Annotated in this window: 9 protein-coding genes; 8 read left to right on the top strand and 1 reads right to left on the bottom strand. The window is 64.3% G+C overall.

The features are described 5' to 3' along the window. Nucleotides 1-4: 4 nt before the first annotated feature. The 8 genes from E5W70_RS02205 to E5W70_RS02170 all read left to right on the top strand — a co-directional run bounded on the left by E5W70_RS02205 (nucleotide 5) and on the right by E5W70_RS02170 (nucleotide 11,578). Entirely contained in the window at nucleotides 5-1,045 is a 1,041-nt protein-coding gene (locus E5W70_RS02205) for an ABC transporter ATP-binding protein (RefSeq protein ID WP_292653826.1), read from the top strand. Nucleotides 1,046-1,078: 33 nt separating this feature from the next. Continuing rightward, a complete protein-coding gene (locus E5W70_RS02200) occupies nucleotides 1,079-2,359 on the top strand; it encodes a trehalase family glycosidase (RefSeq protein WP_292653825.1) in 1,281 nt (426 codons plus the stop codon). A 192-nt stretch (nucleotides 2,360-2,551) separates the two neighbouring features. Further along, nucleotides 2,552-3,952 (top strand): SWIM zinc finger family protein, encoded by a 1,401-nt coding sequence (locus E5W70_RS02195; RefSeq protein ID WP_292653824.1) that lies wholly within the window; start codon nucleotides 2,552-2,554, stop codon nucleotides 3,950-3,952. Beyond that, nucleotides 3,949-5,382 carry a DUF5691 domain-containing protein gene (locus E5W70_RS02190; RefSeq protein WP_292653823.1) on the top strand — a complete coding sequence of 478 codons (1,434 nt, stop codon included), beginning with the start codon at nucleotides 3,949-3,951 and terminating at the stop codon, nucleotides 5,380-5,382. Before E5W70_RS02195 ends, E5W70_RS02190 begins: the two co-directional genes overlap by 4 nt. Nucleotides 5,383-5,402: 20 nt before the next feature. Then, the gene (locus tag E5W70_RS02185; RefSeq protein ID WP_292653822.1) at nucleotides 5,403-6,482 is read left to right on the top strand and encodes an AAA family ATPase; all 1,080 of its coding nucleotides are present in this window, start codon (nucleotides 5,403-5,405) and stop codon (nucleotides 6,480-6,482) included. A 4-nt stretch (nucleotides 6,483-6,486) separates the two neighbouring features. Continuing rightward, nucleotides 6,487-8,745 (top strand): DUF5682 family protein, encoded by a 2,259-nt coding sequence (locus E5W70_RS02180; RefSeq protein WP_292653821.1) that lies wholly within the window; start codon nucleotides 6,487-6,489, stop codon nucleotides 8,743-8,745. After that, the gene (locus E5W70_RS02175; protein WP_292653820.1) at nucleotides 8,738-9,988 is read left to right on the top strand and encodes a VWA domain-containing protein; all 1,251 of its coding nucleotides are present in this window, start codon (nucleotides 8,738-8,740) and stop codon (nucleotides 9,986-9,988) included. The genes E5W70_RS02180 and E5W70_RS02175 overlap by 8 nt, the downstream gene beginning before the upstream one ends. Before the next feature lie 198 nt (nucleotides 9,989-10,186). Beyond that, a complete protein-coding gene (locus tag E5W70_RS02170; protein ID WP_292653912.1) occupies nucleotides 10,187-11,578 on the top strand; it encodes an FAD-binding oxidoreductase in 1,392 nt (463 codons plus the stop codon). Between the two features lie 35 nt (nucleotides 11,579-11,613). Here the strand turns inward: E5W70_RS02170 and E5W70_RS02165 are convergent. Then, on the bottom strand, nucleotides 11,614-12,198 hold a 585-nt coding region (locus tag E5W70_RS02165; RefSeq protein ID WP_292653819.1), incomplete at its 5' end, for a pseudouridine-5'-phosphate glycosidase.

The raw sequence follows: 12,198 nt of genomic DNA, 5'->3' as shown, positions 1-12,198 counted from the left end.
GCCGATGGCTGAGATCGCCATCAAACAGGTGGCAAAGCGCTTCGGCAGCTTCACCGCACTGCATTCGATCGACCTGACCATCGCCGACCAGGAATTCATGGTGCTGCTTGGCGCCTCGGGTTGCGGCAAGACGACGCTGCTGAGGATCGTCGCCGGGCTGGAAACGCCAAGCCAGGGCGAGGTCTGGATCGGCGGCCGTCGCGTCGACCATCTGCCGCCGCGCGAACGCGGTATCGCCATGGTGTTCCAGAATTACGCCGTGTTTCCGCACCTGACCGTGTTCGAGAACATCGCCTTCGGCCTGCGCATGAAGAAGCTGCCGCAGCAGGAGGTCGAGGGGCGCGTCAACCGCACCGCGGAGCTCATGCACATCGAGCAGCTTTTGAAGCGCTATTCGGGCCAGCTTTCCGGCGGCCAGCGCCAGCGCGTGGCAGTCGCTCGGGCACTTGCGATGGAGCCGGACGTGATCCTGATGGACGAGCCGCTGTCGAACCTCGATGCGCTGCTGCGGCTCGAAATGCGCGCCGAGCTCAAGGGCGTGCTCGCCGCGTCCAAGACCACCACCATCTATGTCACTCACGATCAGGTCGAGGCGATGAGCCTCGCCGACCGCATCGCCGTCATGCATCAGGGCCATATCGTCCAGGCCGCCTCGCCGGTAGAGGTCTATCGCAATCCGGCCGCACGCTTCGTCGGCTCGTTCATCGGCAACCCGCCGATGAATTTCATCCCGGCCGCGAAGGCGGCAGACGGTAGCTGGACCGTCGCCGGGCTGACGCTGCCCGGCCCCAAATCGGACAAGCAGACGATAGAATTCGCCATTCGCCCCGAGGATGTCGACGCCGGCACCGAGGGGCTGCACGCCACCGTGCGCGTTGTCGAGCCGCTCGGACCGCACACGCTGGTCACCTGCGATGTCGAGGGCGGCCTGTTCCGGGCCATCCTTGAATCGAATGTCACGGTCGCTGTCGGCGATCACCTGCGGCTCTTGCCCAAACCCGACCGCATCCGCTGGTTCGATCCCGAAACCACCAACGCCCTTTGATCCCCCTTCGATCCTGAAAGTACGAACGCCCCGATGATATCTCTTGCTGTCGACGAAACCATCGCCCGCGCCGTAGAGGTACTCAGGGAAAACGACCAAGGCACCTACACCATACCGACCAAGGGCCTCTACCCGTTCCAGTGGAACTGGGATTCCTGCCTGACCGCGCTCGGTCTTGCCCACTACGATGAGGCTCGGGCCTGGACCGAGATCGACACGCTGTTCGCCCACCAGTGGCCAGACGGCATGGTGCCGCACATCGTCTTCCATGTCTGGAACGACAGCTATTTCCCCGGGCCGGAGGTCTGGCGAACCAACCGCCCGACTGCCACCTCCGGCATCACCCAGCCGGCGGTCGCCGGCTTTGCCGTGCGCCGTCTGTTCGACCGGGCCAAGGACAAGAAACTGGCGGCCGCGCGCGCCCGCGCGCTCTTGCCAAAAATCGATACCTGGCACCGCTGGTTCTACGAAAATCGCGACCCGAACGGCGAAGGGCTGGTCGCCATAATCCACCCATGGGAGTCCGGCCGCGACAACTCGATCGACTGGGACGAGGCGTTCGAGCGCGTGCCGACCGAAGGCGTCGAGCCCTACACCCGCCGCGACATCCAGCACGCTGATCCGGCGCATCGTCCAACCGAGGCACAGTATGACCGCTATATCTGGCTGCTGCAGCATTTCCGCGGGCTTGGCTGGGACAACGCCCAGCTGCACGACGCCTCGCCATTCCAGGTCGTCGATCCCGGCTTCAACTCCATCCTGATCCGTTCCGCCGCCGATCTTGCCGATCTCGCCGAGGCACTTGGCGAAACCGAAATCGCAGAAGCCAACCGCGCCCGTGCCGAAAAGGGGCTTTCGACGATGGAACGGCTGTGGAGCGACACACATGGCCAGTACATTTGTTTCGACCGAGTGGCCGGAAAGCACGTTGACAGCGCATCGGTCGGCGGCATTCTGCCGGTGTTTTCGGCCATTCCGGAAAACCGGGCAGCGGCGATCGCTGCAACGATCGAGCGCATCGCTGGCAAAGCGCGTTACATCGTCCCCTCGCATGAGCTCGATGATCCCCGCTTCGATGCCAAGCGCTATTGGCGCGGCCCGGTCTGGCTGGTGGTCAATTACCTGATCGCCGACGGCCTAGCCGCTGCCGGCCACAGCCAAATCGCACAACGGATCACGCAATCCAGTCTCGAGCTGATCGCCGAGAGCGGCTTCGCCGAATATTACGACCCGCTCACCGGCGAACCGCTCGGCGGCAGCCGCTTCACCTGGACCGCGGCGATGGTGATCGAGTTCCTGAAGGGCAGAGCCTGAACGCTTCCGCCTAGGCCGCCGGCTATCAAAGCCCGTTCTGTCTGCCGAATAACAGTCGACACCATTTGCGTCTGAGGCATGTCCTGGCCCGTCAAAACAGGGCGAAGGCATGCCGATCTTCACCATGCCAGAGCTATAATAATTCTTCACAAACCGCTATCTATACTGCGTCGGGGCGGGGAGAAACGCGGCTTGGAATTCGATCTGAAAACCATTGAGGCGCTTGCTCCCGATCAGGCGTCGCTGAGCGCCGCCTCCAAGCTCACCAAACGAACGAACTGGCCGCGGCTCGAAAAGCATGAGCAGCAGGCGCTCATCTGGGGCGAATGCCAGGGCTCCGGCTCCAATCCTTATCGAGTGGTGGTCGACACGGGCGATCACGGCTACAAATGCACCTGTCCCTCGCGCAAATTCCCATGCAAGCACACGCTGGCCCTGATGTGGATTGCTGCCACCGCGCCAGCCAGTTTTGCCGCTGCCAATACCACGCCGGAATGGGTGAATGACTGGCTTGGCCGACGCAGGAAGACAACGCCTCAGCCGGCGCAACCGGTACCCGGCGCGGAAGCCAAGCGCATTGGCGAAGCCGCACAAGCCGACGAGAGCACCGCCGTTGAAGACATCGCGGCGGAGGAGCGTCGCGAGGCGGCGCAGCGCAAGCGGGCGGAAAGCACACGAGAAGCAGTGTCGGCTGGGCTCGATGAGCTTGACCAGTGGATTGCCGACCAGTTACGGCTCGGTCTGTCCGGGTTTGTCGACGCCAGCAGCGACCGTTGCCGGCGGATTGCTGCGCGGCTGGTCGATATGAAGGCAGCCGCGCTCGCCGGCCGTATCGACGAGATTCCGTCGCGGCTGATGGGGCTGCGCAGCGAGGAACGGTCTGATGCGGCAATCCGCGAGCTCGGCAAGCTCGTGCTGCTGGCCAAGGCGTGGCGGGCGGCGCCCGACGACCCCGAGCTGAAGCGCCTCGTTTCAACGTCTGAACCCCGCGAACAGGTTCTCAGCAGTCCGGATGCAAGACAGGTTGAAAGCCTGTGGGAAGTTCTCGGCGAGAAGATCGAGAGCCGCCGCGATGGTCTGGTCAGCCATTCGACCTGGCTGCTCGATTTGAAGAGCGCCACCCCGCAATTTGCCTTGCTGCTCGACTTTTTCCCGGCTTCGGCCGGGCGCCGGTCCAACGCTTTTGCACCAGGCGACCGTTTCAATGCCCGACTGGTGTTTTATCCATCACGCATGCCGCTCCGCGCCCTGGTGGCGGAGCGCACTGGGGAAGTTGCGCCCGGCGCGTGGCCCGATTTTGCTTTTGGCACCGCGAAGGATCCGCTCGCCACGCATGCTTCCCATCAGGACGCCGCGCCCTGGATCGCCGATTGTCCCCTCATGCTGCCGCCCGGCGCTATCCTGCTCGACGATCGGGGCACGGCATGGTGGCAGGCGGAGGATGAACCGCAGGGGATCGCCTTGCCGATCGCCGGCGCGGTAGATCAAACCTTGCTCGGCCTCGACCTTGCGGCCACGGCAGCGCTCTGGAACGGCGCCCGGCTTGAGCTTCTGGCGGCGCAAAGCGAGTTTGGGAGGCTTGATCTGGCGTGAACGAAAGCGAGCAAACAGGCCTGGCGGCAATGCGCGATTGCTGGATCACCGGCGGTGCTACGTTCGATCTGGCTCCGGCCGGATGGAAGGCAATCGCCGGCGGTGCAAGTCCCGACGAACAGGAGCGCCGGCTCCTGGCAATCGCAGCACAAGCGCTCGACGTCGCGCTGCGGCCGGCCGCGCCGACGACACTCAAGCGTCGTCCGCCGCTGCCCAGACTTGTCCTGCCCATTCTGCCGGCACGATTTCGCCCGTTGTTGAGAGCCGCTCTGAAGCACGTCGCCGACGCGAGGCGAAAGACACGCGTGGCGGCGCTCGTCGCCAGCCGCGGCTTTGTGCTCCATCCCATGGACTGGATGCCCTCGGATCAGACCTGTCCTGACGTCTACGCGCCATGGGTAGACTGGCAAGCAAGCGTGGACGGGGAAAGACATGCCCCACGAGAGAAACTGACGGCGGAAAACTGGGATGAGTTCTATCCCGCCGCGCGACGCTTGGCCCTTGCCGATATGCGCCGTACCGACCCGACATCGGCTCGAATGTTGATCGAAGCCAAGGCGTCGGGCGAACCGGCGGAAGTCAGGCTTGCGCTGGTCGAGCTTATGCGCTTCGGCCTGAGTGCCGAGGACGCGCCTTTCCTGAAAAGCCTTTCCGCCGACAGGTCCGGCAAGGTGCGCGAACTAGCTGGCCGGCTGCTGGCAAGATTAGGAGAGCACGTTCGCCCGAGCGACGGTGGACCGGACGATCCCGTAGCCGAGCTCGCCGCCTTTATCACTGAAGGCAGATCGGGCTTCATCCGCCGCCGGACGATCTACACTCCGGCAAAACTAAAATCCCAAGCGCAGGAGCAGCGCCGCGCCGAACTGTTCGAGATATGCAACCTCGTCGACCTTATCGAACGGTTCAACACTACGGAAGCCGAATTCATAGCAGGCTGGCAATTCGGCGCCGACAATAAAGCCGACATCCTGATCGCACGAATGGTCGCCGCCTCAGGGAGCGAAGCCGCCCTTGCGCAGATGGCGGATACGCTTGTCGCCGAAGGCGGCAAACCGGCGCTGTTCGTGCTTCACCTCATGCCGCGCCTGGACAGCCGCAGAAAGCGTGTCCTCATCAGGCTGATCCTCAAGGAGACGACTTATCTTGGCATGATCAACCTGGCGGAAGGCATTGATGCCGACTGGCTGGAATGGGACGACCTGACGAATGGACAGGCGCTCGCCGCACTGCGTTCCGCCGCCGGCGGAAAAGACGACGCCGCGCGGCGGGGTCTCGACGATGTACTGGAGACGATCGGCTTCCTTGCCACCGCGACCACGGCAGCGAAATTGATCGACGACATGGTCGAGGCGGGCGTGCCGCCCGCGGCTCCTTCACTCGGGCTTCTACGTCTCAACGCATCACTGGCGGGGCCTGGAACCAACACATGACCAATCCGGAGAACAGCAAAATGAACGCAGCCATCCGCCTCCCGGTCGAGCAGGCCTACGCTTCTGAATTGCAGGCGCTGGCGCGCGATGACGACCGGCAGAGGCCTGCCGGCTGGAGCCTCTCGCCACAGGCTGTGCTGACCTATCTGCTAGGCGGGAAGGCCGGTGACGGCACCTTGGTAACGCCAAAATATGTCGGTCGCCGCCGGTTGATGGAAACCGCGGTAGCGACGCTCGCCACCGACCGAGCACTCTTGCTGCTCGGCGTTCCCGGAACCGCCAAGTCCTGGGTGTCGGAACATCTTGCCGCCGCCATCATGGGCGACTCGACGCTGATCGTGCAGTGCACGGCCGGCACCGACGAGAACCAGATCCGCTATGGCTGGAACTATGCGCAGCTACTGGCAAAGGGCCCGAGCCAGGAAGCGTTGGTGCCGACGCCGCTCTACCGAGCCATGCAGAACGGCAAGCTCTGCCGGCTGGAGGAACTGACCCGCATGGGCTCGGACGTGCAGGACACGCTGATCACCGTGCTTTCCGAAAAGATGATGCCGATCCCGGAATTGAACACCTCGATCTACGCCCAGCGCGGCTTCAACATTATCGCCACGGCAAACAACCGCGACAAAGGTGTCAACGAGCTCTCCTCGGCGCTCAAGCGTCGCTTCAATGTCGTGGTGTTGCCATTGCCGGAAGACATGGCCGAAGAGGTGGCGATCGTCTCCAAACGGGTCGACGAGATGGCTGGCGGACTCGACCTGCCGGTGCCGAAAAACGTCGGCGAGGAGATCGCCCGTGTGCTGACCATCTTCCGCGAATTGCGCTCCGGCGCGACTGCCGACGCCAAGGTGACGCTGAAGACGCCTTCCGGCTCGCTGTCGACTGCAGAAGCGATCGCCACGATGGTTGGCGGGCTCAGCCAGGCGGCGTGGTTCGACAGTGGCAAGCTCGGCGCCGAAGGTCTCGCCGCCAGCCTTGTCGGCGCGATCGTGAAGGATCCGGTGCAGGACAAGGTGGTGCTGGAGGAATATCTGGAAACGGTGCTCAAGAAGCGGCCCGACTATGCCGGCTATTACGCGGCGCTGAACGCAGCGATCTGACGCCATGGGCCACGGCGACATTGCCTATTTCGGGATACGCCATCACGGGCCGGGTTCCGCCGACAGCCTGGTGCAGGCACTGCAGGATTTGAACCCGGTCGCCGTGCTGATCGAGGGGCCGATCGACGCCTCTGAGCTTCTGCCCATGCTGGCCCGCCCCGAAATGCAGCCGCCGGTGGCGCTCCTTTGCTATCCGGAAGAGGATCCGGCTTCGACAAGCTTCTGGCCTTTCGCCGAGTTCTCGCCCGAATACCAGGCGGTGCTGTGGGCTGTGGGCAATAAGGCGACGTTGCAGTTTATCGACCTGCCGTCATCGGCACGATTCACCACTGCTGCGATCGGTGGCGCGGAGGACGCCGATGCGACCGAAGCTATCCAAGCCCCCGAGAATGGTGACGCGGCTCCGCTACCGCGTGATCCGATAGCCATGCTGGCGCACGCCGCCGGTTATGAGGACGGCGAAAGCTGGTGGTCGGACATCATTGAACAGAACCCGGAACCCGGCCCCATATTTGCCGCCATCGCCGATGCGATGACGACACTGCGGGATGGCGAGGGTCCGATCGCGCAGCTCGAAGCAAAACGCGAAGCGCATATGCGGCTCGAAATCGCCGCGGCGCGCAAGGAGTTCGACGGGCCGATCGCCGTCGTCTGCGGGGCATGGCATGTGCCGGCGCTGCAGACCACCCACACTCAAAAAAACGATCAGGTCCTGATCAAGGGAATTGCGCGGCGCAAGACCACAATGACATGGGCGCCATGGACGGGACCGCGTCTGGCGCTGGAATACGGCTATGGCGCGGGCGTCGTCGCACCGGGCTGGTGCAAGCATCTCTGGCGCACGCGCGGCCGGCGCGATGCGGCGACCCTGTGGCTTGCGACGATCGCCGCCGTGCTGCGGGCGGAAGGTCACCTGATCTCGACCGCCTCGCTGATCGAAGCGGAGCGGCTCGCCCGGACGCTTGCCGCGATTCGCGAACGACCGAAACCCGGATTTGAGGAATTGCGCGACGCCGCGATCGCCGCCCTCTTCAATGGCGAAGCGTTGCTGTGGGGGCTGGTCGAGGCCGAGCTGCTTCTGGGTTCGGACGTCGGGGAAATTCCGCCCGACACACCGCTGGCGCCGCTGATCGAGGATCTCCAGCGTAACCAGAGGGCGGCGCGCCTGAAGCCTGAGGCGCTGGAACGGGAACTGTCGGTCGACCTGCGAAGCGAAAGCGGGCTGTTCCGCTCGACATTGCTGCATCGGCTGAACGTGCTCGGTGTGCATTGGGGCAGACTGACCGATGCCGGTCGCAGCCGTGGCACCTTCCGCGAGCGGTGGACCCTGGCGTGGGAAGCGGAATATGCCGTTCGTCTGGTCGAGAACCTGATTTACGGTCCGACCATCGAAAAGGCTGCCAACGGTCGCCTGATCCAGATGATCAATGCTGCGGCGACGCTCGATACGCTTGCGGGACTGGTCCAGAGCGCCATCACGGCAAACTTGTCGGAAGCATCTACTGCCGGCCTCACGGCGTTGGAGGCTCGCGCGGCGCGCAACAGTGAATGCCTGGAGATCCTGGCGTCGGTGCCGCCGCTCGCCGAAATCATCCGCTACGGCGAGGCCCGCAAGACGCAGACGGACCGGCTGTCCGGCCTCATGGAGCGGCTGATCGTCGAAGGTGCGATCGCGCTTCCCTATGCTGCGCGCGATCTGGACGAGCAGGCCGCCGCGACACTGGTTGGTGCGATGCGCAAGGCCAATGAGGCGATCAGGCTGGTCGAACCCGGCCAAGACGTGCTGGATGGGTGGCGCAACGGGCTGGCGGCCGTGCTGGAGGCGTCACGGTCGACGGCGCTGCTGGCCGGGTGCGCCGCACACCTGCTGTATGAAGCCGGTCGCCTGTCCGCCGAAGCCGCTGCCGGGCTGCTCGGGCGACGCCTGTCACCGGGGACGCCTGTCACTGAAGCGGCCGGGTTCTTCGAAGGCTTCTTCAGCACAGCCGGTCAACGGCTGATTTATGACGAGGGTCTGCGCGGTGCGGTCGATGGGTGGCTCAGATCCCTGGACGAAGATGCTTTCATCGCGCACCTGCCGTTGCTGCGCCGCGTCTTTTCCAATCTGGACAGCATGGAACGCCGCCGGCTGATCGAAGCGGTCCTCGGCCGCGCCGCGCGCTTGCCGGCTGGCCTGACGCCGACGCCGGATGGCGGCGAGGCATGGCGCCGGCACCTGGGGCTGCTTGGATCATTGCTCAACGGAGAAACCGGCAATGGATGACGAGGCCGAAATGAACGAACCCGGCCCGCTCACTGCCGATGGCGGAAGGGAGCGCCGCTGGCGACTGGCGATCGGCGCCGATGACGAAACGTCTGGGGCACTTTCCAGCGACGACAAACGGCTTTCGGCGGCACTCGACGCTCTCTACGGCGACGGCGTTAGCGCCGCTTCTGCCGACCCGCGCAAGCGGCGCGGCGGCCTTGGCCGGTCGGCGCCGCGCGTCGCGCAATGGATGGGCGACATCCGCTCCTTCTTTCCGGCGCAGGTCGTCCAGATCGTCCAGAAGGACGCCTTCGAACGGCTGGACCTGAAGCAGATGCTGATGGAACCGGAATTCCTCAAGGCGATCGAGGCGGACGTCAATCTCGTCGCCGACCTGATTTCGCTGCGCTCGGTCATGCCGGCCAAGACCAAGGACATTGCCCGGACGATCATTGCCGATATCGTCGGCAAGCTGATGCAGAAGCTGGAGCAGAAGACCGCCGAGGCGATACGCGGCGCGCTCGATCGATCGAGACGAACCAACCGCCCGCGTGCACGCGATATCGACTGGCAGCGCACTATTTCGGCGAACCTTCGCCACTATCAACCCGAGCATAAGACCATCGTGCCGGAGAAACTGGTCGGCTTCATGCGCAAGCAGCGCCGGCTTGTCGATCTGGATGAAGTCGTTCTCTGTGTCGACCAGTCCGGCTCGATGGCAAGCTCGGTTGTCTACGCCTCGATTTTCGCGGCGGTGATGGCCTCGCTGCCGGTTGTGCGCACCAAGCTTGTCTGCTTCGATACGGCGGTTGTCGACCTGACCGAAGAGCTCAGCGATCCGGTCGAGGTGCTGTTCGGCGTGCAGCTTGGCGGCGGCACGGACATCAATCAGGCGGTCGCCTATTGCGCCGACCGTATCGAACGGCCCACCAAGTCGCATCTGGTGCTGATCACCGATCTCTATGAAGGCGGCAATGGCCAGGACCTGCTGCGGCGACTGGCAGCGCTGGTTCGATCCGGCGTAAATGTTGTCGTGCTTCTGGCGCTGACCGATCAGGGCCGGCCCGGCTACGATCCCACAATGGCAGGCTCGGTAGCAGCCCTTGGTATTCCCGTCTTCGCCTGCACGCCGGATCTGTTTCCGGACATGATGGCTGCGGCCTTACGCCGCGACGATATCGGAGCATGGGCGGCAGGCGCCGACATCAAGGTGGTCCGCGCCGAAACGCAGGCGTTGAGCCCGTCACCAACTGCCATATAGGTTTGACAAACAGCAGCCCGTGCCTATCGTCGGCGTATTACAGGAGCGGCGCATGACAATAGCAACCGGCTGCGGTTTTGGCGGGTTTTCCGCATGCTTTATTTGCAGCGAAAATCATCTCCGGACGCGCTCACAATCCTCACCTATCACCGCTCGCGTCGCATCACTGTATGCGCGCCAATCGCATCCGTGAGCGCTCTGTCCCCGCTGACCGCCGAGCTTCTGTCGCGACTTGAGGGTCGGCTGGATCGGTCGGCGATCGTCTCGGCCGATGAGGCCGGGCCGCGTTACAGGGAAGACCCCGACGGCAAGACCGGTGCGCGGCCAGAGGTCGTGCTGCGACCGCGCACTGCCGGCGAGGTGTCGGACATATTGCGCCTGTGCAACGAGGTGGGGCAAAGGCTTGTCATCCAAGGCGGCCGGACCGGACTCGCGGGTGCTGCGCGCATTCAGGCCGGCGAAGCGGTGCTGTCGCTGGAGCGCATGACGGCGATCGAGGCTCCCGACCGCGAGGCGGCGACCATCATCGCCGAGGCCGGCGCGCCGCTGCAAACGGTGCAGGACGCCGCCGATGAGGCCGGCTTGCTGTTCGGCGTCGACATCGGAGCGCGCGGCACGGCCACGGTCGGCGGCAATGTCGCCACCAATGCCGGCGGCATGCGCGTGCTGCGCTACGGCATGTACCGCGCGCAGGTGCTTGGCCTGGAAGCGGTGCTTGCCGACGGCAGTATCCTGACCTCGCTCAAGGGTTTGGCGAAGGACAACTCCGGCTACGACCTCAGCCAATTGTTCATCGGCAGCGAGGGCACGCTCGGCGTGGTCACGCGCGCATGCCTGCGGCTGCATCCGAAGCCAGCCACCGAGATCAATGCCTTCTGCGCGCTTGCTTCGCTGGACGCAGCGATCACGTTGCTTGCGCTGCTCAGGCGGAAGCTCGGGCCCTTGCTGTCGGCCTATGAGGTGAATTTCGCACCGCTCTATGACGCCATGATCGCCGGAATGGAGGCGCCGGCGCCGCTGCCCGCCGGCTCGCCCGTCTATGTGCTTGCCGAGATACAGGGCAGCGAGCCCGACCGCGACGGCGAACGTTTTGCCGCGGTGCTGATGCAGGCGGTTGAAGATGGCGTGATCGACGATGTGGTCGTCTCGCAATCGCCGCGCGAATTCCGGGCGCTCTGGGCGGTGCGAGAAGAGGCCAACCGTTTCCTGTTTTCGACGGCAGGCCTGATTGGCGTCGATGTCAGCATCCCGCTGGCGAAAATGGCGACTTTCCTGCGCGAAACAGAAGCCGCCATCAAGGCCATCGACTGGGGCGCAGACATCTACGTCTTCGGCCATCTCGGCGACGGCAATCTGCATTATCAGGTCCGCACCGTGGATCCGGCGGCCGCATACAGCGGCGTCTACCGCGGTGTCGCCGGCGCTGGCGGTGGCGTTTCGGCCGAACATGGCATCGGCCTCGACAAGAAGGAATGGCTGCATCTGGTGCGCAGCGATGCAGAGATCGCGGCTATGCGCCGCTTGAAAGCAGCTTTCGACCCGAACAACATCCTCAATGCCGGGCGCATCTTCGACCTCGCGCCGGGCTGAAATCGAAGGCCGGTAGCGCTGGCGGGGTGCTGCCTCTATCTGGTCGCGCTCTTCAATTCAGCATGCGCCACCGCAATGCGGGCGGCGAGCGCGGCGTTGTTGCGGACCAGCGCGATGTTGGCCTTCAGGCTGCGGCCTTGCGAAAGCTCATTGATGCGGGCGAGCAGAAACGGCGTTAGTTCCTTGCGCCCGATGCCGCGCTTCTCGGCCTCAGCCACGGCCGCTGCGATCGTGCCGTCGATGAACGCAGGATCGAGCGCGTCCGCTTCGGGGATAGGGTTGGCGACGAGAATGCCGGTGCCGGATTCCATCTCGTCATGCAGCAGCATGGCTCGCGCGATCTCGTCGGGCGTGTCGAGGCGATGATCGGCCTTGAGCCCGCTGGAGCGGGTGTAGAAAGCCGGAAAATCATCGCTCCCATAGGCGATCACCGGCACGCGCTGAGTTTCCAGATATTCCAGCGTCTTCGCAATATCGAGGATCGACTTAACCCCGGCGCAGACGACGGTCGTGCCGGTCTGGCCGAGTTCGGTCAGGTCGGCGGAGATATCGAAAGTGGCTTCGGCGCCGCGCTTCCTTGCCGCCGGCATGTATCGCATTCCTGCCTGAAAGCGAGATGA

The organism is Mesorhizobium sp. (assembly GCF_005063415.1).
Taxonomy (GTDB): domain Bacteria; phylum Pseudomonadota; class Alphaproteobacteria; order Rhizobiales; family Rhizobiaceae; genus Mesorhizobium.
This window is presented reverse-complemented; position numbering and strand designations above follow the sequence as displayed.